Raw genomic sequence first — 20,292 nt, 5'->3', positions numbered from 1 at the left:
GCCCCTCTGGGGAGAGGGCTGGGGTGAGGGGTGGATTTCAAGTACGACGCCGATCTCAAGATTTCACCCCAGTCCCCCATCAAGGCATACTTGCCCCCCTCCGCACTCCAGAACCCAGAACCGCCCCATGCGTATCCACGTCAGCTTCATCGACCGCGTCGGCATCACCCAGGAAGTCCTGGCTATCCTCGGCGGGCGCAATCTCAATCTGGATGCGGTGGAGATGATTCCGCCCAACGTCTACATCGACGCCCCGACCCTGAGCCCGCAAGTGCTCGAAGAACTCAAAGATGCGCTGTTTCGCGTGCGTGGTGTAGAAGCAGTGACCGTGGTCGACATCCTCCCCGGCCAGCGTCGGCACTTGCAGCTCGATGCGTTGCTCGCGGCGATGACCGACCCGGTACTGGCGCTGGACGGCGCCGGCAAGGTGCTGCTGGCCAACCCGGCGCTGATCGCCCTGTACGGTCGCGAGCCGGCGGGCGAAAGCGTTTCGGAACTGTTCAACGATCCGGGTCTGCTCGAAACCCTGCTCGAACAAGGCTTCCGCCTGCCGCTGCGGGAAATCACCGTCAATGGCCAGACCCTGTTGCTCGACGCCACGCCGATCACCGACGCCGGCGCCCTGCTCACGCTGTATCAACCCAACCGCATCGGCGAACAACTCTCGGCGCTGCATCACGACCATGCCGAAGGTTTCGATGCGCTGCTCGGTGAATCGCCGCCAATCCGCACCCTCAAGGCCCGTGCCCAACGGGTAGCGGCCCTCGATGCGCCGCTGTTGATCCAGGGTGAAACCGGCACCGGCAAGGAACTGGTGGCCCGCGCCTGTCACGCCATCAGCGCCCGGCACAACGCGCCCTTCCTCGCACTGAACTGCGCGGCCTTGCCGGAGAACCTCGCCGAAAGCGAACTGTTCGGCTACGCCCCCGGCGCCTTCACCGGCGCGCAACGCGGCGGCAAACCGGGGCTGATGGAACTGGCCAACCAAGGCACAGTGTTCCTCGACGAAATCGGCGAGATGTCGCCGTACTTGCAGGCCAAGCTGCTGCGCTTTCTCAACGACGGCAGCTTCCGTCGGGTCGGCGGCGATCGTGAGGTAAAGGTCAACGTGCGGATTCTCAGCGCGACCCACCGCGACCTGGAGAAAATGGTCAGCGAAGGCCTGTTCCGCGAAGACCTGTTCTACCGCCTCAACGTGCTCAACGTCGAAGTGCCGCCACTGCGCGAACGCGGTCAGGACATTCTGTTGCTGGCGCGCTATTTCATGCAGCAGGCCTGCGCGCAGATCCAGCGCCCGGTCTGCCGCCTCGCTCCGGGCACTTACCCGGCGCTGCTCGGCAACCGCTGGCCGGGCAACGTGCGGCAATTGCAGAACGTGATCTTCCGCGCCGCCGCGATCTGCGAAAGCAGCCTGGTGGACATCGGCGACCTCGACATCGCCGGCACCTCCGTGGCACGCCAGACCGACACCGACGTCGACAGCCTCGAAGAAGCCGTGGAAGCGTTCGAGAAATCCTTGCTGGAAAAGCTTTACGTCAGCTACCCCTCGACTCGCCAACTGGCCAGCCGCCTGCAAACCTCGCACACCGCAATTGCCCATCGGCTGCGCAAGTACGGCATCCCCAACAAGCCCTGATCTCACCGCAAATTCCCTGTGGGAGCGAGCCTGCTCGCGATGGTGGTTCAGCAAGCAATGATGGCGACTGACACACCGCATTCGCGAGCAGGCTCGCTCCCACAGGGTATGTGGCGGATTCAAAATCCGTTCAAAAACGACCTCCATCTGTACTGAAAGCGCTACAGCGGAACGATATCGCTACACTCTCCTCCGATCACCGCTGTGCAAGGCTTTGATCCGGTTCAGCTTTTTTCTTCGCCCCACGCTGTAGCGATTTCGCTACAGCTAACGTATTTGTGCTCGCCCGAAAAACCATCAAGCCATTGATTTATAACGATATTTTCACGTTGGCCGCGTTCTTGCTAAGTAACCGTTCATAAAATCAGGGCATTGCCGCCCGAGTATTCCACCGCGTCCACCAGACGAGTCTGGCCCCTAGGAGATTCCATGAGCGAGTTGCGTTTCACTGAAGATCACGAATGGCTGCGCGCCGAAGCCGATGGTTCTGTCACCGTTGGCATCACCGCTTTCGCGCAGAACGCCCTGGGCGACGTGGTGTTCGTGCAACTGCCTGAATTGCAGGCGTACGACAAAGGCGCCGAAGCCGCCACCGTGGAATCGGTAAAAGCCGCCAGCGGCGTTTACATGCCGCTGGACGGTGAAGTCCTGGCCACCAATCCGGCCCTGGAAGACAGCCCTGAGCTGGTCAACGAAGATCCGCTGGGCGAAGGCTGGTTCTTCCGCTTCAAACCAGCCGACGCCTCGGCCGTCGCCAAGCTGCTGGATCAGGACGCCTACGACCGCCTGATCAAAGCCCAAGCCGAAGCCTGAGGAACCTGACATGACCCAAGTAAATCTCGGCACCGCCAACGAATTCATCGCCCGTCACATCGGCCCGCGCGCCGGTGACGAGCAAGCCATGCTCAATAGCCTCGGCTTCGACTCGCTCGAAGCCCTGAGCGCCAGCGTCATCCCGGAAAGCATCAAGGGCACCAGCGTGCTCGGCCTCGACGACGGCCTGAGCGAAGCCGATGCTCTGGCAATGATCAAAGGCATCGCCGGCAAGAACCAACTGTTCAAGACCTACATCGGCCAGGGTTACTACAACTGCCACACGCCATCGCCGATCCTGCGCAACCTGCTGGAAAACCCGGCCTGGTACACCGCCTACACCCCGTACCAGCCGGAGATTTCCCAGGGCCGTCTCGAAGCGCTGCTGAACTTCCAGACCCTGATCAGCGACCTCACTGGCCTGCCGATCGCCAACGCCTCCCTGCTCGACGAAGCCACCGCCGCTGCCGAAGCCATGACCTTCTGCAAACGCCTGAGCAAGAACAAGGGCAGCCACCAGTTCTTCGCCTCGATCCACAGCCATCCGCAAACCCTCGACGTGCTGCGCACCCGTGCCGAGCCTCTGGGCATCGACGTAGTCGTGGGCGATGAGCGTGAGCTGACCGACGTGACGCCGTTCTTCGGCGCGCTGCTGCAATACCCGGCCTGCAACGGTGATGTGTTCGACTACCGCGAACTGACCGAACGCTTCCACGCCGCCAACGCACTGGTCGCGGTAGCCGCTGACCTGCTGGCCCTGACACTGCTGACCCCGCCGGGCGAATTCGGTGCCGACGTGGCCATCGGTAGCGCGCAACGCTTCGGCGTGCCGCTGGGCTTCGGTGGCCCGCACGCGGCTTACTTCTCCACCAAAGATGCGTTCAAGCGCGACATGCCGGGCCGCCTGGTCGGTGTCTCGGTTGACCGCTTCGGTAAGCCGGCCCTGCGTCTGGCGATGCAGACCCGCGAGCAACACATCCGCCGCGAGAAAGCCACGTCGAACATCTGCACCGCGCAAGTGCTGCTGGCCAACATCGCCAGCATGTACGCCGTGTATCACGGCCCGAAAGGCCTGACCCAGATCGCCAACCGCGTGCATCACCTGACCGCGATCCTGGCCAAGGGCCTGAGCGCACTGGGCGTGACCGTCGAGCAAACCAGCTTCTTCGACACCCTGACCCTCGCCACCGGCGCACAAACCGCCGCGCGGCATGACAAGGCTCGCGCTCAACAGATCAACCTGCGTGTGATCGATGCCCAGCGTCTGGGCCTGTCGGTCGACGAAACCACCACCCAGGCCGACATTGAAACCCTGTGGGGCCTGTTCGCCGACGGCAAGACCCTGCCGGATTTCGCTGCTCTCGCCGCTGCCGCGCAAAGCACCATTCCAGCCGCATTGGTGCGTCAGTCGCCGATCCTCAGCCACCCGGTGTTCAACCGCTATCACTCGGAAACCGAGCTGATGCGCTACCTGCGCAAACTGGCGGACAAGGACCTGGCGCTGGATCGCACCATGATCCCGCTGGGCTCGTGCACCATGAAACTCAACGCCGCCAGCGAAATGATCCCGGTGACCTGGGCCGAATTCGGCGCCCTGCACCCGTTCGCCCCGGCCGAGCAAAGCGCCGGTTACCAGCAACTGACCGACGAGCTGGAAGCGATGCTCTGCGCCGCCACCGGTTACGACTCGATCTCGCTGCAACCGAACGCCGGTTCCCAAGGTGAGTACGCCGGTCTGCTGGCGATTCGCGCCTATCACCAGAGCCGTGGCGAAGACCGTCGCGACATCTGCCTGATCCCGTCGTCCGCCCACGGCACCAACCCGGCGACCGCCAACATGGCCGGCATGCGTGTGGTCGTGACTGCGTGCGACGCCCGTGGCAACGTGGACATCGAAGACCTGCGCGCCAAGGCCATCGAGCACCGCGAACACCTCGCGGCGCTGATGATCACTTACCCGTCGACCCACGGCGTGTTCGAAGAAGGCATCCGCGAAATCTGCGGCATCATTCATGACAACGGCGGCCAGGTGTACATCGACGGCGCCAACATGAACGCGATGGTCGGCCTCTGCGCACCGGGCAAGTTCGGCGGCGACGTCTCGCACCTGAACCTGCACAAGACCTTCTGCATTCCGCACGGCGGTGGCGGCCCGGGCGTCGGCCCGATTGGCGTCAAGTCGCACCTGACTCCGTTCCTGCCGGGCCACGGCCACATGGAACGCAAGGAAGGCGCGGTCTGCGCAGCACCGTTCGGCAGCGCGAGCATTCTGCCGATCACCTGGATGTACATTCGCATGATGGGTGGCGCAGGCCTCAAGCGCGCTTCGCAGCTGGCGATCCTCAATGCCAACTACATTTCCCGTCGCCTGGAAGAGCACTACCCAGTGCTGTACACCGGCAGCAACGGTCTGGTGGCGCACGAGTGCATCCTGGATCTGCGCCCGCTGAAAGACAGCAGCGGCATCAGCGTCGATGACGTCGCCAAGCGTCTGATCGACTTCGGCTTCCACGCCCCGACCATGTCGTTCCCGGTGGCCGGCACGCTGATGATCGAGCCGACCGAAAGCGAATCCAAGGAAGAGCTGGACCGCTTTTGCGACGCCATGATCCGCATCCGCGAAGAAATCCGCGCAGTGGAAAACGGCACCCTGGACAAGGACGACAACCCGCTGAAGAACGCTCCGCACACCGCAGCGGAACTGGTGGGCGAGTGGACTCACCCGTACAGCCGCGAACAAGCGGTGTACCCGGTGGCGTCGTTGATCGAAGGCAAGTACTGGCCGCCGGTCGGTCGCGTCGACAACGTGTTCGGCGACCGCAACCTGGTCTGCGCCTGCCCGTCGATCGAAAGCTACGCTTAAACGAATGAGGGGGCAGGTTTACCTGCCCCGATTTCAGCATCACCACAGATCCCCCTGTGGGAGCGGGCTTGCTCGCGAATGCGGTGTGCCAGGCAACATTGATGGCGACTGATTCACCGCATTCGCGAGCAAGCCCGCTCCCACAAGGAAATGCATCAAGCCTGATATTCCGCCAATTCCTATAACAAGAAACCGGAGAACAACTCATGTCGTTAAGCGTGTTCGACCTGTTCAAGATTGGCATCGGCCCCTCCAGCTCCCACACCGTCGGCCCGATGCGCGCAGCTGCGCGCTTCGTCGAAGGCCTGCGTCGGGAAAACCTGTTGTCCGCCACCACCAGCGTCAGGGTCGAGTTGTATGGATCCCTCGGCGCCACCGGCAAGGGCCACGGCAGCGACAAGGCCGTGCTGCTGGGCCTGGAAGGTGAACACCCGGACACCGTGGATACTGAAACCGTCGCCACCCGTCTCTCGGAGATTCGTGGCAACGGGCGTTTGAACCTGCTTGGCGAACACAGCATTGCGTTCAACGAGAAAGAACACCTGGCAATGATCCGCAAGCCGTTGGCCTATCACCCCAACGGCATGATCTTCCGTGCCTTCGATGCGGCGGGATTGCAGATCCGCAGCCGCGAGTACTACTCGGTCGGCGGTGGTTTCGTGGTCGACGAAGATGCGGCTGGCGCCGACCGTATCGTCGAAGACGCCACCCCGCTGACCTTCCCGTTCAAGAGCGCCAAGGACTTGCTTGGCCACTGCACCACCTACGGTCTGTCAATCAGCCAAGTGATGCTGACCAACGAAAGCGCCTGGCGCCCGGAAGCGGAAACCCGCGCCGGCCTGCTGAAAATCTGGCAAGTGATGCAGGACTGCGTAGCCGCCGGCTGTCGCAACGAAGGCATCCTGCCGGGCGGTTTGAAGGTCAAGCGGCGGGCGGCAGCGTTGCACCGGCAACTGTGCAAGAACCCGGAATCGTCGCTGCGCGATCCGCTGTCGGTGCTGGACTGGGTCAACCTCTACGCGCTGGCCGTCAACGAAGAAAACGCCAACGGCGGGCGCGTGGTCACGGCACCGACCAATGGCGCAGCGGGGATCATTCCTGCGGTGCTGCATTACTACATGCGCTTTATTCCCGGCGCGAACGATGACGGCGTGGTGCGTTTTCTGCTGACTGCGGCGGCCATCGGCATCCTGTACAAGGAAAACGCCTCGATTTCCGGCGCCGAAGTCGGCTGTCAGGGCGAGGTCGGCGTGGCCTGTTCGATGGCAGCTGGTGCGTTGTGCGAAGTCCTCGGCGGCAGCGTTCAGCAAGTGGAAAACGCCGCTGAAATCGGCATGGAACACAACCTCGGCCTGACCTGCGATCCGATCGGCGGGCTGGTGCAAGTGCCGTGCATCGAGCGCAACGCCATGGGCTCGGTCAAGGCGATCAACGCCGTGCGCATGGCCATGCGCGGAGACGGGCAGCACTTCGTCTCCCTCGACAAGGTCATCCGCACCATGCGCCAGACCGGCGCCGACATGAAAAGCAAATACAAGGAGACCGCCCGTGGCGGTCTGGCGGTCAACATTATCGAGTGCTGATCGCGCCATAAACTCGCTCTCCCTTTGGGAGAGAACACAAAACTGGCCCCCTCTCCCTCCGGGAGAGGGTTGGTGTGAATCAAGGAGTCACGCATGTCCACCGAACAACTGTCGAAAACCCCGCTGCACGCTCTGCACCTCGAACTCGGCGCCCGCATGGTGCCGTTCGCCGGCTACGACATGCCGGTGCAATACCCGCTGGGCGTGATGAAGGAACACCAGCACACCCGTGAGCAGGCCGGGCTGTTCGATGTCTCGCACATGGGCCAGATCCGCCTGACCGGCGCCAATGCCGCCAAAGCCCTGGAAACCCTGGTGCCGGTAGACATCATCGACCTGCCGGTGGGCATGCAGCGCTACGCAATGTTCACCAACGAAACCGGCGGCATCCTCGATGACCTGATGGTCGCCAACCTCGGCAATGACGAGCTGTTCCTGGTGGTCAACGCCGCATGCAAGGACCAGGACCTGGCCCATCTGCAAAAACACATCGGCGATCAATGCAAGATTGAACAGCTGTTCGAAGAACGCGCCCTGCTCGCCCTGCAAGGCCCGGCTGCCGTGACCGTGCTGGCACGCCTGGCGCCGGAAGTGGCGAAAATGACTTTCATGCAATTCACCCGCGTGAAGCTGCTGGGCGTTGACTGCTTTGTCAGCCGTTCGGGCTACACCGGTGAAGACGGTTTCGAAATCTCGGTTCCGGCAGCCGATGCGGAAAAACTCGCCCGCGCCCTGCTGGCCGAACCGGAAGTCGCCGCCATCGGCCTTGGCGCCCGTGACTCGCTGCGCCTGGAAGCCGGCCTGTGCCTGTACGGCCACGACATGAACACCGAGACCACACCGATCGAAGCCAGCCTGTTGTGGGCAATCTCCAAACCTCGGCGTGCCGATGGTGCCCGCGCCGGTGGTTTCCCGGGTGCGGAGCAAGTCTTCGCTCAACAGCAAAACGGCGTTCAGCGCAAACGCGTCGGCCTGCTGCCGCAAGAGCGTACGCCGGTCCGTGAAGGTGCAGAGATCGTCAACGACGCTGGCGAAATCGTCGGTAGCGTGTGCAGCGGCGGGTTCGGCCCGACCCTGGGCGGCCCGTTGGCCATGGGTTACCTGGACAGCGCCTACGTCGCACTCGATACGGCCGTTTGGGCAATTGTTCGTGGGAAAAAGGTGCCATTGCTTGTAAGCAAAATGCCATTTGTTCCACAACGCTACTATCGCGGTTGATTGACTGTTTCTATAAGTAACGCGATTGCGTTATGCGTGCACTAATGTGTAACGCAATCGCCATAAAACAGTGCACTCCACTTACATACGATTCGAATTTGAACTTGGCTTATAACGTTCGAAAACAATTGAACAAGCTAATCGTATAAGCCGGACTAGTGAATCGACTAAGTGCCAGCAAGCGCAGGAAAACCGGGGCCTTCGCGGGGCTTGTTTTTTCTCCCGTAGTTGGCGTAGAGTTTGTCCACTGTGTTTGCATGGGTCAGCTTGGAATCGTGACCTGGGCAGTAGCCTACAAGTTAGCTACATCCCGTTCGACGTCTTCTTACTCTCCTGCAACCAGCCCCAGTACTCTTTCATGAGAAGGAGACTGTCATCAATTTTTGCGTCAAAGGAAATAAGAAATGTCCACACGTCAGAGCGGTACCGTCAAGTGGTTTAACGACGAGAAAGGTTTTGGTTTTATCACTCCAGAAAGCGGTCCGGATCTGTTCGTGCATTTCCGCGCCATTCAGGGCAACGGCTTCAAAAGCCTGAAAGAAGGCCAGAAAGTGACCTTCGTTGCTGTGCAGGGCCAGAAAGGCATGCAGGCTGACGAAGTACAAGCCGAAGGCTGATCTTCTGTTACGAAAAAGCCCCTGATATTGATATCAGGGGCTTTTTTGTGGGCGCAAATCCGTAAAATGGCGCTTCACTTTCCGTCCAGAGGCTGCCATGTCGAAACACCTGCTCAATCCCAAGGGCGATTTCCCCGCCGTCGGCCTGGGTCGTCGTCTGGCAGCGATGTTCTATGACTTTTTGCTGTGCACCGCTCTGCTGATCGTGACCGGTTTTGTTTACAAGCTGATCCAGGCGGCAATCATCGGCGAAGAGCGCCTGCGCGTCATGACCGACGCCGGGCAGCTGGATGGCGATCCGCTGTACTCAACCGTACTGCTACTGGTGTTGTTTGGGTTTTTCGCTAAATTCTGGACCCACGCCGGTCAGACCCTGGGCATGCAAGTGTGGGGCATTCGCGTGCAGAACGCCGATGGCACTGCGATCAGCCTGTGGCAGGCGTTGCTGCGGTTCATGGTGTCGATTGCGTCGTGGCTGTGCCTGGGCCTGGGGTTCTTCTGGTCGCTGCTCGATAAGCAGAAGCGCGCTTGGCATGACATCTACTCCGACACGCAGCTTGTGCGAATTCCAAAGAAAGCCAAATAATCCTCCAGATGCAAAAACGCCCCGATCCAATCGGGGCGTTTTTGTTTGCGTCGCAAGGTCAGGCGTTGCCGGCCAGCTTCATCCGTGCTGCCTGAGTGAAATCGAGCATGCGTTTCAGCGGACGAATCGCCTGCGGGATCAGGGCCGGGTCGACGAAGATCTCGTTCGAGCCCTCCTTCAGGCACTTCAGCGTGCGTTCAAGGGTGTTCATGGCCATCCACGGGCAATGTGCGCAACTGCGGCATGCCGCGCCGTTACCGGCGGTTGGCGCCTCGATGAAGACCTTGTCCGGGCACAGCTGCTGCATCTTGTAAAAGATGCCGCGATCAGTGGCCACGATCAGGGTCTTGTTCGGCAGCGATTGAGCGGCGGCAATCAGCTGACTGGTAGAACCGACGGCGTCCGCCAACTCGATCACCGAGGTCGGCGACTCCGGATGCACCAGAATGGCGGCGTCCGGGTACAGCGCTTTCATGTCTTCCAGCTGCTTGGACTTGAACTCTTCGTGGACGATGCATGCACCATCCCAGAGCAGCATGTCGGCGCCGGTCTGACGCTGGATGTAGGTGCCCAGGTGCTTGTCTGGACCCCAGATAATGGTTTCGCCGTTGTCCATCAGGCTTTCGACGATTTCCAGTGCACAACTGGAGGTCACGACCCAGTCAGCCCGGGCTTTGACGGCGGCCGAGGTGTTGGCATACACCACCACGGTGCGCTCCGGATGCTGATCGCAGAACGCCGAGAACTCGTCCACCGGGCAACCCAGATCCAGCGAGCAGGTCGCTTCCAGGGTCGGCATCAGCACGCGCTTTTCAGGGTTGAGAATCTTCGCGGTCTCGCCCATGAATTTCACGCCGGCAACCACCACGGTCTTGGCCGGATGGGCGTTGCCGAAGCGAGCCATTTCCAGGGAGTCGGAAACACAACCGCCGGTTTCTTCGGCGAGTGCCTGGATGATCGGATCGCAATAAAAGTGGGCAACCAGCACCGCGTCCTGAGCCTTGAGCTCGGCGGCGATGGCGGAACGGTAATAAGCTTCTTCCTCGGCTGTAAGCGGCTTGGGCTGCTTGGCGTCGAGGTGGGCTTGTACCAGAAGGCGTTCGGAAATCTGCGTCATGTTCGCAAGACCTGCAGGCGCATTCGCGCGAAAGTCGAGTATACACCCGGCTCCGGACCGCTTGAGGGTACCGCCGGGAAAGTGAGTATTATCAGGCACGGACAGCAATGAAGCTGCGCAAGGCTACAGAATATCCCGTTGATACAAAAGATGATTCTGACCTGTGTCACGGAGGGAAGAAACGAAGGGAGGAATGCCCGAATCGCAGGCAAAAAAAAACCCGGAAATCCTCACTTTCGTGGGCCTTCCGGATTTTCTAAACCGCCAAATATGGTGGGTCGTGTGGGATTCGAACCTACGACCAATTGGTTAAAAGCCAACTGCTCTACCAACTGAGCTAACGACCCGCTGTGTGGTGGCGCGTATAATACTGATTTTTAAGGACTATTCAACACCTAATTTGAAAAAAATCAAAAATAAGGTGTCGGGTCGCTGATTCCGGCCGCCGCGAAGCCTTCTGCACGCAGTCGGCAGCTGTCGCATTTGCCGCAAGCGCGGCCATCATCGTCCGCCTGATAGCAGGAAACGGTCAGCCCGTAATCTACTCCAAGCTTCACCCCCGCCTGGACGATCTGCGCCTTGCTCAGGTTCTGCAGCGGTGCCTGGATGCGGAAACCATTGCCTTCGACGCCAGCCTTGGTTGCCAGATTGGCCATGCGCTCGAACGACTCGATGAACTCGGGACGGCAATCCGGGTAACCGGAGTAGTCCACCGCGTTGACGCCGATAAAGATGTCACGGGCGCCGAGCACTTCAGCCCAGCCGAGAGCCAGCGACAGGAAAACCGTGTTGCGCGCCGGCACGTAAGTCACCGGGATGCCTTCACCCAATTCTTCCGGGATATCGATGCTGGTATCGGTCAGGGCCGAACCGCCCATGCCGTTCAGGTTAAGGCCGATTACCTTGTGCTCGACCACGCCCAGGTCGCGGGCAACGCGAGCGGCGGCATGCAGTTCGGCGTGGGAACGCTGACCGTAATCGAAACTCATGGTGTAGCAGGCGTAGCCTTCAGAGCGGGCCATGGCCACGACCGTGGCCGAGTCCAGACCACCCGACAGCAGGATTACCGCACGTTTTTGGCTAGTGTTCAGTTGTTCAGTCATCTCAGCGCCCCGGCTCATCATTCCATAGATATTTATGCAGCTGCAGTTGCAGGCGCACTGGCAGGTTATCCGCCACGATCCAGTCCGCCAGATCCCGAGCATTCAGGTCGTGATGACTTGGGGAAAACAGCACTTCACCCGTACGTCGCTCAAGACCGTACTGGATCAGCTTCGATACCGCCCAGTCATAGTCGTCCCTCGAGCAGATGACAAACTTCACCTGATCGTTGGGCGTCAGCAGTTCGATGTTCTCGTAACGGTTACGATGGGCTTCTTTGGAGTCTGGCGTCTTCAGGTCGACCACCCGACTGACCCGTGGATCGACCGCCGAGATGTCGAGGGCGCCACTGGTTTCAATCGAGACTTCATAGCCGGCATCGCACAATTGCTTGAGCAAAGGGATTGCATTGGGCTGTGCCAACGGCTCACCGCCAGTGACGCAGACGTAGCGCGGGCGAAAGCCGGCCACTTGCTCGAGGATGTCGTCGAGGGTACGGATCGTGCCACCGCTGAACGCGTAGGCGCTGTCGCAGTATTGGCAACGCAATGGGCAACCGGTCAGGCGCACAAAAACAGTGGGCAACCCGGCAGTCCGCGTTTCCCCCTGCAACGAGTAGAAAACTTCGGTAATTCTCAATGTGTCTTGCATAGTCGCCACGGGCGTAACAGCTAAACAGGCTGTCCGCCTCCGTCAGGCACCTCTGGCAACCCCGCCAACGCGTAGATCACCAGAAGCGTGTTTCATAAAAGGGCGTGAATTCTAACGAAAAAACCCGCGACAAGCGCGGGTTTCTTCCAAACGGGTCAACGCTGTTACATGCGTTGCAGATCGCGCTGGGCCAACTGAGCGGCGGACGTACCCGGATACTGGGCCACCACCTGCTGCAGAATGCCTTTGACCTTGTCGGTATGACCGAGGCGGCGCTCTACGTCAGCCAGCTTGTACAGCGAATCCGGCACTTTGGCGTGCTTGGGATACAGCTGCGAAACCTTGGCAAAAGCCTGACCTGCACCTTGCAGATCGCCTTTGGCCAGGTTCACTTCACCCAGCCAGTACTGGGCGTTGCCCGCGTATTGGCTGTTCGGGTATTTACGCAGGAATGCGGCAAACGCCTGGCTGGCCTTGTCGAAATCCTTGGCTTTGATCAGGTCGAAAGCTGCGTCGTAATACAGCTTTTCCTTGGCCGGATCAGCCGGTTCGCTACCTGCGGCAGGTGCCTGGGCGGCAGCAGCGGCGCCGGCTCCAGCAGCAGCACCGGCAGCAGCACTTGCATCGCCACCGGCAGAAGAATTCTCGGGAGTCGCGGCTGGTGCAACGCCGGATCCTATGCGCCGATCAAGATCCTGGTATCGCTCCAGGGATTCCTGTTTCATGCGCGAAACCTGGTTCTGCAGTTCTTCGATCACGCCTTGCTGGCGCGACAGTTGATCCTGCATTTGTTGCAGTTGGTTGAACAGCATGCCGTTTGCCGAGGCAGGGGCCGAAGCCGCTCCCCCGGCATAGGCGCCGTTCGTACCGTAACCTGCAGGCGGATAACTGCTCCCGCTATTGTTATAACCGGAGTTGTCATCGACCACAGGAACCGCAGCCCACGCCGCAAGCGGCGCGAGGCTGAGAGCCAGAACAGTTACAGCACGACGGCACGTTCGCATATCGAATTACTTACGCAGTTCGACGCGACGGTTTTGAGCCCAGGACTGCTCGTCGTTGCCGGTAGCAACTGGACGCTCTTCGCCGTAGGAAACCAGTTCCAGCTGAGCTGGGGAAACACCTTGCAGTACCAGGTAGCGCTGAACGGCTTTCGCACGACGCTCGCCCAGTGCCATGTTGTACTCACGAGTACCACGTTCGTCGGTGTTGCCTTCCAGAACAACGCGAGCGCCGTTTGCTTTCAGGTCTTTGGCGTGAACGTCCAGAGCGCGCATGGCTTCTGGCTTCAGGTCCGAGCTGTCGTATTCGAAGTAGAAGGTGGTGATTGCGCGCAGAGCAGCTTCTTCGCTCAGGGAACCGTCAACTGCACCAGTGTTTGCGCCGTAACCAGCGTTTGGATCAACAGCGCCTTCACCGGCGTTGTCGCCGCCTTTGGACGAGCAACCTACAGCTACAGCCATGGCCAGAGCCAGCGCAGCAAATTTACCAAACTTCAGCATTTCCATCGTGAAACTCCTAATGAACCCCAGTGTGTTAAGTAAAACGTAAAGCGCCGCGTCAGTTCAGGTAAGGGGACCAGGACGGTTCTCTGACTTCGCCTTGAGCGGTAGGAAGCGGGAGCCTCACGCGTCCATTAATGGACACGAGCATCAAGACTCCCCGGCCCTGCTGGCGGGTGGCGTAGATTACCATGGTGCCGTTGGGCGCAACAGTAGGCGACTCGTCCAGAGTGCTATCAGTGAGGATTTTTACACTTCCGCGCTGCAAATCCTGAGCCGCCACTTTGAAATTGGTGAAACCGTCCTGACGATGGATCATCACCAGGGTCTTTTCATCCGCCGAAAGCTTGGGGTTGGCGTTGTAGTTGCCCACGAACGTCACACGCTCGGCACCGCCACCGCCAGCACTGGTCTTGTAGATCTGCGGCTTGCCGCCACGGTCGGAGGTGAAGTAGATGGTCGAACCATCCTTGCCCCAGTACGGTTCGGTATTGATGCCAGGACCTGCGGTTACGCGGGTGATCTGACGCGAACCGAGGTTCATCACGTAGATGTCCGGGTTACCGTCTTTCGACAGCACGAACGCCAGGCGATTGCCATCCGGCGACCAGGCTGGCGCGCCGTTCAAGCCTTCGAAGTTGGTGATCTGCTCGCGGCGACCGGTGTCGATGTTCTGCATGAAGATGCGCGGACGCTTCTGCTCGAACGACACATAGGCGATACGCTTGCCGTCCGGTGCAAAACGCGGCGACAGGATCGGCTCACGCGATTGCAGCAGGGTCACGGCACGGGCGCCGTCATAGTCCGAACGCTGCAGGGTGTAACGGGTGTTCTTCTCGGAGAAACGCTCGGCCGTGACGTACAGCAGGCGAGTCGAGAATGCACCTTTGATACCGGTCAGTTTTTCGAACGACTGATCGGAGATGTAGTGCGCCATGTCGCGCAGCTGTTCGGTGGTACCGGACACGCTGCCGTCAGCCACTTTCTGTTCGGTGGCGACGTTGAACAGAGCCCACTGCACCTGCAGACGGCCACCGGCCGGCACGATGCTGCCGACCATCATGTATTGCGCGCCCACCGCCTTCCAGTCACGGAAGATGATTTCGCTTGGCTGGCTTGGCTGGCTGATCATGTTTTGCTTTGGAATCGGCGAGTAATAGCCCGAGTTGCGCAAATCGTTACCAATGATTTCAGCCATGTCATCCGGCAGGACGGCACCGCCCTGGAAACCGAACGGTACGACGGCGATCGGAGTCGCCCGATCGCTGCCGCTGGTGACCAGAATGTTCTTTTCATCCGCCATCGCGATCCCTGCCATGCAGCAGATCACGACCAGCATTCCTCGAAGAAGGTTTCTCACAAGGCTAGATCCTCAGGTGTGAATGTCATCTTGAATGAACGATACGGAGCGAAATCGCTCGGCTTCATTCCCTGCATTTCCGTCAAACGTCCAATATTCTTGACCGCTGCCACTGCCGACGCATCGAACGGACCGTCGCCACTGGACTTGGCCACGCTGACCGAGGTCACCGTACCGTCCGGCAACATGCCGATCTGCAGCACAACCGTCATGCCTTTGCGTGCTGAAGGTGGACGCGCCCAGCCTTCTGCTGCCCGCGCACGAATCAGGTCATCGAAACTGCCCGCAACTTCGTCGCCCTGCTCATCGGCCAAGGCCTGCTGGCGCTGCGGCGTGTCGGAAAGCAAATCTGCCAGGGCCTGAGCCTTTTTGTCTTCGGCGGATTTACGTGCCGCTTCCTGCGCTTTCTTCTTCGCAGCATCGGCAGCAGCTTTCTTCTTCGCGTCTTCGGCGACTTTCTTCTTCGCCTCTTCAGCTTCAGCTTTCTTCTTGGCGTCTTCGGCGGCTTTCTTTTTCGCGTCTTCGACGATCTTCTTCTTGGCTTCTTCAGCGGCCGCTTTCTTGGCCTCTTCTTCAGCAGCCTTTTTGGCTTCTTCTTCGGCTTTCTTCTTGGCTATATCAGCCAATTGTTTCTCTTCTGCCTTCTTGGCTTCGGCGGCTTTCTTGGCGTCGTCGGCTTTCTTGGCTTCATCAGCCTTCTTCGCCTCGTCCGCTTTCTTCGCCTCATCGGCCTTCTTGGCTTCCTCGGCCTTTTGAGCCGCTTCTTCTTTCTTTTGTTCCGCAGCCTTCACCGCTTCCTGCTCGACCTTTTTCTGCTCCATCTGCTCGACTTCGGTCTGGCGCGCGGCGGATTTCTTCGCCTCACCCGCAATCTTCTGATTGGTCTGAGTGGTTGCCTGACTTTTCGATTTCAGCTGGTACAGGGTCGCCTGGACAATCGGCTTGGCTGGCGGCAGCTCCGGGGTCAGGGCGAAACTGACAAACAGCATGCCGAACACCAGCACGTGCAAGCCAATCGCCCAGACACTAGGCCAGAAGTAGCTTTCCGAGGCGGACGGCTCTCGCTGTTGCTGCATCAGGGCGCCTCGGTGATCAAGCCAACGTTACCGACCCCGGCTTTCTGCAACCCGCCCATGGCGCCCATGACGGAGCCATAATCGACGGACTTGTCGCCACGGATAAAGACCTGGGTACGCTTGCCGCCTTCAGTGCCGGCGCGAATGATCTTGGTCACCGCATCGGTCATCTGTGGCAGGGTCATGGCCCGGTCCTGCTGCTTCTCGGTATCGACTTCGCTGCCAAGGTTCCAGTAGTAGGTCTTGTCCGACTTGATCGAAATGGTCAGCACCTGGGTGTTGTTGTCCTGCGGCAAGGCTTCGCTGGAAACCTTGGGCAGATCCACTTTCACGCCCTGATTGAGCATCGGCGCAGTCACCATGAAGATGACCAGCAGCACCAGCATCACGTCGATGTAAGGCACTACGTTCATCTCGGCGACCGGCTTGCGCTTGTGTCGGGCTCGAGTGATTAAAGCCATCGGGAAATACCTGCTTATTCTTCGCTGGTGTGCACTTTGCGGTGCAGGATCGCCTGGAACTCATCGGCGAAGGTGTAGTAGCGGCTCAGCAAGGTTTCGCTGCGGGCAGAGAAACGGTTGTAAGCGATAACGGCCGGGATCGCGGCGAACAGACCGATCGCGGTGGCGATCAGGGCTTCGGCGATGCCGGGTGCGACGGTGGCCAGAGTGGCCTGCTGGGCGCTGGCCAGACCACGGAAGGAGTTCATGATCCCCCACACGGTACCGAACAGACCGATGTACGGGCTGACCGAACCGACGGTGGCGAGGAACGGCAGGCTCTGCTCGAGCTTTTCTTCTTCGCGGGAGATGGCGACGCGCATGGCACGGGCCACGCCTTCCATCACCGCTTCAGGATCGACGCCTGGCTGCTGACGCAGACGGGAGAACTCCTTGAAGCCGGCACGGAAGATCTGCTCGACACCCGAATCCGGATCCGGGTTGCTGCCGGCCTGACGGTAGAGTTTGGACAGGTCGATACCCGACCAGAAGCGCTCCTCGAAGCTCTCGAGGGCACGTCGACCGGCGCGTATCAGATTGCTGCGCTGAAAGATCATGATCCATGAGGTCACCGATGCGGCCACCAGAGTCAACATTACCAACTGCACCACGATGCTGGCATTGCTGACCAGGCTCCACATGGAGGAATGGTCGACGACGTTAGCTTCCACGCTTTATCTCCTGCTTTGAGTGTGTACCCGTGCCGACCGCGTCGGCAAAGGCCGCACGCAGGTCTTCGGGAAGGGCCCGGGGTTTCAAACTGTTAGTGCGCACACAGGCCACCAGAAACTGCCCTTCGCAGAGCAGCACATTATCCGTTGCCCGCCTGACCTGCTGTCGGAAGCGCAGGCTGGCACGGTTCAATTCGATTACATCAGCGCTTACCAGAAGCTCGTCGTCCAGTCGCGCCGGCGCGTGATAACGCGCTTCGCTGGAATGCACGACGAACAACAGGTCCTCCCCGGCCAGCGCCGACTGAGCAAAGCCCAGCTCCCGGAGCCGTTCGGTTCGAGCCCGTTCCATAAACTTGAGGTAATTAACGTAATACACGATGCCGCCCGCATCGGTGTCCTCGTAATAAACGCGACAACGATGTGCGAACGGCTCAAGCCCGTTTTGCGCGCGCATACTCTAGTGCTTACTCCTCGGGTTGCCAATCCAGCCAGGCAACTGTTTTTCATTGTTGGAAGGCTTTACCGCAAAAGTACCGTCCTGTGACAGTACAAACGCTGAATAAATCGACAATAAATGTGTATCAATCGTCCACGGCATCGAGAAACTCGTCTACCACGGGCATTTCGCCCATTCGTGTCGGAATGTTTAAACCAAAATGCAGGTACGCGTGGCGAGTCACCACCCTGCCCCGCGGCGTACGCATGATGTAGCCCTGCTGAATCAGGTACGGCTCGAGCACGTCTTCAATGGTGTGGCGCTCTTCGCTGATCGCCGCCGCCAGACTGTCGATGCCCACCGGGCCGCCGTCAAACTTCTCGATCATGGTCAACAGCAGACGCCGGTCCTGATGATCGAAACCATGCTCGTCGACGTCCAGCAGGTTCAGCGCCAGATCCGCGACGGACTTGGTGATGTGGCCCTTGGCCCGGACTTCGGCGAAATCCCGCACCCGGCGCAGCAGACGGTTGGCGATCCGCGGCGTGCCACGGGCGCGGCGGGCAATCTCGAAAGAACCTTCCGGATCCAGCGGCAAACCGAGGATATTCGCCGAACGGCTGACAATCGTCGCCAGGTCAGCGGTGCTGTAGAACTCGAGGCGCTGGACGATACCGAAACGGTCACGCAACGGGTTGGTCAGCATGCCCGCCCGCGTCGTTGCACCGACCAAGGTGAACGGTGGCAGATCGAGTTTGATCGAACGCGCCGCCGGCCCTTCACCGATCATGATGTCGAGCTGGAAATCTTCCATGGCCGGGTACAGTACTTCTTCGACGATCGGCGACAGACGATGGATTTCATCGATGAACAGCACGTCGTGCGGCTCAAGATTGGTCAACAGCGCCGCCAGATCCCCCGGACGCTCCAGCACCGGACCGGAAGTGCTCTTGATCGACACGCCCATTTCCTGAGCGATGATGTTGGCCAGCGTGGTTTTACCCAGCCCCGGCGGACCGAAGATCAGGGTGTGGTCGAGGGATTCGCTACGGCCACGGGCGGCCTGGATAAACAGTTCCATCTGCTCGCGAACGGTCGGCTGGCCGATGTACTCGGCCAGGCTGACGGGACGTATCGCCCGATCCTGGACTTCTTCGCGCTCACGCGGACTGTGCGTGGCGGCGATCAGACGATCAGCTTCAATCACTTAAATCATTCCCTTCAGGGCGCGTCGAATCATGTCTTCGCTGCTCAGGCCTTTCTCTTTGATCGCGGAAATCGCCTTGCTCGCTTCCTGCGGCTTGTAGCCCAGGGAAATCAGCGCGCTGACCGCATCGTTCTCGGCGGTATTGACCGGCGCCGGGCCGTCCGGCTGGTTCGGCACCAGGGCGAACATGGCCGGCGAGGTTTCCCAGGCCTTGAAGCGATCCTTGAGTTCGACCAGCAGACGCTCGGCGGTTTTCTTGCCCACGCCCGGCACCTTGGTCAGCGCCGAGGTGTCCTGGGACTGCACGCAACGGATCAGTTCGTCGACTTCCAGACTCGACATCAAGGCCAGGGCCAGTTTCGGCCCCACACCATTGAGACGGATCAACTCGCGAAAAAAGTCTCGCTCACGTTTGCCGGCAAAACCATAGAGTAACTGCGCGTCTTCGCGTACGACCAAATGGGTGTGCAAGGTCAGCGGTTCACCGACCGACGGCAGACGATAAAGGGTGGTCATGGGCACTTCCAGCTCATACCCGAGGCCGTTTACATCCAGAATCAGGTGCGGCGGCTGTTTCTCAGCCAGAGTGCCGCGCAAGCGTCCAATCACGTTTCAGATCCTTGAGCGTTGGCCAGCCGTGGGCTGGCGACCGACAGAGCATGGATTCACGGCCGACAACCCAGGCACGAAATCCACACTCCGTAAAAATGACTGCTGATGCTATCAGAGACGCAGGCGCCCGCCACGACTGCGTGCCGTTCCCAAGCCGTGCGGTAACAGACTGGAGCGTGTGTGGGCATGACAAATGGCAATGGCCAGGGCATCCGATGCATCGATTTGCGGTTTGCTGGTCAGCTTGAGCATGTGCATGACCATCATCTGCACCTGCTCTTTATTAGCGGCACCCGTGCCGACCACGGCCTGCTTGACCTGGGTGGCCGTGTACTCGGCGATTTCCAGGCATTCTTCGGCGCCGGCAACGATAGCGGCCCCCCGGGCCTGCCCGAGCTTCAGCGCCGAATCGGCGTTTTTCGCCATGAACACCTTTTCGATGCCCATGGTGACCGGACCGTAGGTCTGGATGATTTCGCGCACGCCGCGATAAACGATCTGCAGACGTTCATGCAACTCGCCAGCGCCGGTACGAATGCAGCCCGATGCCACGTAGATGCAGCCGCCGCGTCCGGTATCGCGAACAATCCCGTAACCGGTGATACGCGAGCCGGGGTCGATACCTAGAATTAAAGTCATAACGCCTGCGGGTTCGGTAAAAACACAAAAATCAAAACATCAAATAACCAATGCGGGAGCGGGCTTGCTCGCGAAGGCGGCGTATCAGCAAGCATCAATGC

General features: G+C 60.0%; 20 protein-coding genes and 1 tRNA gene. 7 read left to right on the top strand and 14 right to left on the bottom strand.

From position 1 onward, the window contains the following. Positions 1–127 precede the first annotated feature (127 nt). The 7 genes from CAF76_RS11655 (at position 128) to CAF76_RS11625 (ending at position 9,316) form a co-directional block, all read left to right on the top strand. Complete coding sequence (locus CAF76_RS11655; protein ID WP_085647310.1) at positions 128–1,636, top strand: sigma-54-dependent transcriptional regulator; 1,509 nt, start codon at positions 128–130, stop codon at positions 1,634–1,636. 429 nt (positions 1,637–2,065) lie between these two features. Continuing rightward, positions 2,066–2,449: a glycine cleavage system protein GcvH gene (gene gcvH, locus CAF76_RS11650; protein WP_074688335.1), complete on the top strand. Its 384-nt coding sequence runs from the start codon at positions 2,066–2,068 to the stop codon at positions 2,447–2,449. A gap of 10 nt (positions 2,450–2,459) precedes the next feature. After that, the gene (gcvP, locus tag CAF76_RS11645) at positions 2,460–5,312 is read left to right on the top strand and encodes an aminomethyl-transferring glycine dehydrogenase (protein ID WP_085647309.1); all 2,853 of its coding nucleotides are present in this window, start codon (positions 2,460–2,462) and stop codon (positions 5,310–5,312) included. Positions 5,313–5,518: 206 nt separating this feature from the next. Beyond that, a complete protein-coding gene (locus tag CAF76_RS11640) occupies positions 5,519–6,895 on the top strand; it encodes an L-serine ammonia-lyase (protein WP_085647308.1) in 1,377 nt (458 codons plus the stop codon). A gap of 93 nt (positions 6,896–6,988) precedes the next feature. After that, a complete protein-coding gene (gcvT, locus tag CAF76_RS11635; RefSeq protein WP_085647307.1) occupies positions 6,989–8,113 on the top strand; it encodes a glycine cleavage system aminomethyltransferase GcvT in 1,125 nt (374 codons plus the stop codon). A 404-nt stretch (positions 8,114–8,517) separates the two neighbouring features. Further along, positions 8,518–8,730: a cold-shock protein gene (locus tag CAF76_RS11630; protein ID WP_003237709.1), complete on the top strand. Its 213-nt coding sequence runs from the start codon at positions 8,518–8,520 to the stop codon at positions 8,728–8,730. Positions 8,731–8,827: 97 nt separating this feature from the next. Continuing rightward, on the top strand, positions 8,828–9,316 hold the full coding sequence (locus tag CAF76_RS11625) for an RDD family protein (protein ID WP_085647306.1): 489 nt from the start codon (positions 8,828–8,830) through the stop codon (positions 9,314–9,316). A gap of 58 nt (positions 9,317–9,374) precedes the next feature. Here the strand turns inward: CAF76_RS11625 and nadA are convergent, their stop codons facing one another. The 14 genes from nadA to ruvC form a co-directional block, all read right to left on the bottom strand. Next, the gene (nadA, locus tag CAF76_RS11620) at positions 9,375–10,433 is read right to left on the bottom strand and encodes a quinolinate synthase NadA (protein WP_039766022.1); all 1,059 of its coding nucleotides are present in this window, start codon (positions 10,431–10,433) and stop codon (positions 9,375–9,377) included. 271 nt (positions 10,434–10,704) lie between these two features. Beyond that, positions 10,705–10,780, bottom strand: a tRNA-Lys gene (locus tag CAF76_RS11615). A 63-nt stretch (positions 10,781–10,843) separates the two neighbouring features. Beyond that, positions 10,844–11,536: a 7-cyano-7-deazaguanine synthase QueC gene (queC, locus tag CAF76_RS11610; RefSeq protein ID WP_085647305.1), complete on the bottom strand. Its 693-nt coding sequence runs from the start codon at positions 11,534–11,536 to the stop codon at positions 10,844–10,846. A 1-nt stretch (position 11,537) separates the two neighbouring features. Then, positions 11,538–12,185: a 7-carboxy-7-deazaguanine synthase QueE gene (queE, locus tag CAF76_RS11605; RefSeq protein ID WP_085647304.1), complete on the bottom strand. Its 648-nt coding sequence runs from the start codon at positions 12,183–12,185 to the stop codon at positions 11,538–11,540. A 164-nt stretch (positions 12,186–12,349) separates the two neighbouring features. Further along, complete coding sequence (gene ybgF / locus CAF76_RS11600; protein ID WP_064598998.1) at positions 12,350–13,189, bottom strand: tol-pal system protein YbgF; 840 nt, start codon at positions 13,187–13,189, stop codon at positions 12,350–12,352. Between the two features lie 6 nt (positions 13,190–13,195). Beyond that, entirely contained in the window at positions 13,196–13,693 is a 498-nt protein-coding gene (gene pal / locus CAF76_RS11595) for a peptidoglycan-associated lipoprotein Pal (RefSeq protein ID WP_003178634.1), read from the bottom strand. A gap of 52 nt (positions 13,694–13,745) precedes the next feature. Beyond that, positions 13,746–15,026 carry a Tol-Pal system beta propeller repeat protein TolB gene (gene tolB / locus CAF76_RS11590; protein WP_166742344.1) on the bottom strand — a complete coding sequence of 427 codons (1,281 nt, stop codon included), beginning with the start codon at positions 15,024–15,026 and terminating at the stop codon, positions 13,746–13,748. 17 nt (positions 15,027–15,043) lie between these two features. Beyond that, positions 15,044–16,123 carry a cell envelope integrity protein TolA gene (gene tolA, locus CAF76_RS11585; RefSeq protein WP_064383749.1) on the bottom strand — a complete coding sequence of 360 codons (1,080 nt, stop codon included), beginning with the start codon at positions 16,121–16,123 and terminating at the stop codon, positions 15,044–15,046. Next, the gene (gene tolR / locus CAF76_RS11580; protein ID WP_162130475.1) at positions 16,123–16,575 is read right to left on the bottom strand and encodes a protein TolR; all 453 of its coding nucleotides are present in this window, start codon (positions 16,573–16,575) and stop codon (positions 16,123–16,125) included. Before tolR ends, tolA begins: the two co-directional genes overlap by 1 nt. A gap of 23 nt (positions 16,576–16,598) precedes the next feature. After that, entirely contained in the window at positions 16,599–17,294 is a 696-nt protein-coding gene (gene tolQ, locus CAF76_RS11575) for a protein TolQ (RefSeq protein WP_039766018.1), read from the bottom strand. Next, positions 17,284–17,751, bottom strand: a complete 468-nt coding sequence (ybgC, locus tag CAF76_RS11570) for a tol-pal system-associated acyl-CoA thioesterase (protein ID WP_007951203.1) — start codon at positions 17,749–17,751, stop codon at positions 17,284–17,286. Before ybgC ends, tolQ begins: the two co-directional genes overlap by 11 nt. A gap of 127 nt (positions 17,752–17,878) precedes the next feature. Continuing rightward, positions 17,879–18,940 carry a Holliday junction branch migration DNA helicase RuvB gene (ruvB, locus tag CAF76_RS11565; protein WP_011335643.1) on the bottom strand — a complete coding sequence of 354 codons (1,062 nt, stop codon included), beginning with the start codon at positions 18,938–18,940 and terminating at the stop codon, positions 17,879–17,881. Further along, positions 18,941–19,549, bottom strand: a complete 609-nt coding sequence (gene ruvA, locus CAF76_RS11560; RefSeq protein ID WP_007951205.1) for a Holliday junction branch migration protein RuvA — start codon at positions 19,547–19,549, stop codon at positions 18,941–18,943. A 114-nt stretch (positions 19,550–19,663) separates the two neighbouring features. Beyond that, positions 19,664–20,191: a crossover junction endodeoxyribonuclease RuvC gene (gene ruvC / locus CAF76_RS11555; RefSeq protein WP_007962095.1), complete on the bottom strand. Its 528-nt coding sequence runs from the start codon at positions 20,189–20,191 to the stop codon at positions 19,664–19,666. Positions 20,192–20,292: the final 101 nt, after the last annotated feature.

Origin of the sequence: Pseudomonas sp. B40(2017), assembly GCF_002112855.1 — a bacterium.
Classification (GTDB): domain Bacteria; phylum Pseudomonadota; class Gammaproteobacteria; order Pseudomonadales; family Pseudomonadaceae; genus Aquipseudomonas; species Aquipseudomonas pharyngis.
The sequence above is the reverse complement of the archived record's forward strand: the minus strand, read 5'-3'. Positions and strand labels throughout refer to the sequence as shown.

Bases quoted from the DNA above. Each gene is read 5' to 3' on its own strand.
- CAF76_RS11655 (WP_085647310.1), top strand. From the start codon at position 128: ATGCGTATCCACGTCAGCTTCATCGACCGCGTCGGCATCACCCAGGAA.
- gcvH (WP_074688335.1), top strand. From the start codon at position 2,066: ATGAGCGAGTTGCGTTTCACTGAAGATCACGAATGGCTGCGCGCCGAA.
- gcvP (WP_085647309.1), top strand. From the start codon at position 2,460: ATGACCCAAGTAAATCTCGGCACCGCCAACGAATTCATCGCCCGTCAC.
- CAF76_RS11640 (WP_085647308.1), top strand. From the start codon at position 5,519: ATGTCGTTAAGCGTGTTCGACCTGTTCAAGATTGGCATCGGCCCCTCC.
- gcvT (WP_085647307.1), top strand. From the start codon at position 6,989: ATGTCCACCGAACAACTGTCGAAAACCCCGCTGCACGCTCTGCACCTC.
- CAF76_RS11630 (WP_003237709.1), top strand. From the start codon at position 8,518: ATGTCCACACGTCAGAGCGGTACCGTCAAGTGGTTTAACGACGAGAAA.
- CAF76_RS11625 (WP_085647306.1), top strand. From the start codon at position 8,828: ATGTCGAAACACCTGCTCAATCCCAAGGGCGATTTCCCCGCCGTCGGC.
- nadA (WP_039766022.1), bottom strand. From the start codon at position 10,433: ATGACGCAGATTTCCGAACGCCTTCTGGTACAAGCCCACCTCGACGCC.
- queC (WP_085647305.1), bottom strand. From the start codon at position 11,536: ATGACTGAACAACTGAACACTAGCCAAAAACGTGCGGTAATCCTGCTG.
- queE (WP_085647304.1), bottom strand. From the start codon at position 12,185: ATGCAAGACACATTGAGAATTACCGAAGTTTTCTACTCGTTGCAGGGG.
- ybgF (WP_064598998.1), bottom strand. From the start codon at position 13,189: ATGCGAACGTGCCGTCGTGCTGTAACTGTTCTGGCTCTCAGCCTCGCG.
- pal (WP_003178634.1), bottom strand. From the start codon at position 13,693: ATGGAAATGCTGAAGTTTGGTAAATTTGCTGCGCTGGCTCTGGCCATG.
- tolB (WP_166742344.1), bottom strand. From the start codon at position 15,026: ATGCTGGTCGTGATCTGCTGCATGGCAGGGATCGCGATGGCGGATGAA.
- tolA (WP_064383749.1), bottom strand. From the start codon at position 16,123: ATGCAGCAACAGCGAGAGCCGTCCGCCTCGGAAAGCTACTTCTGGCCT.
- ybgC (WP_007951203.1), bottom strand. From the start codon at position 17,751: ATGCGCGCGCAAAACGGGCTTGAGCCGTTCGCACATCGTTGTCGCGTT.
- ruvC (WP_007962095.1), bottom strand. From the start codon at position 20,191: ATGACTTTAATTCTAGGTATCGACCCCGGCTCGCGTATCACCGGTTAC.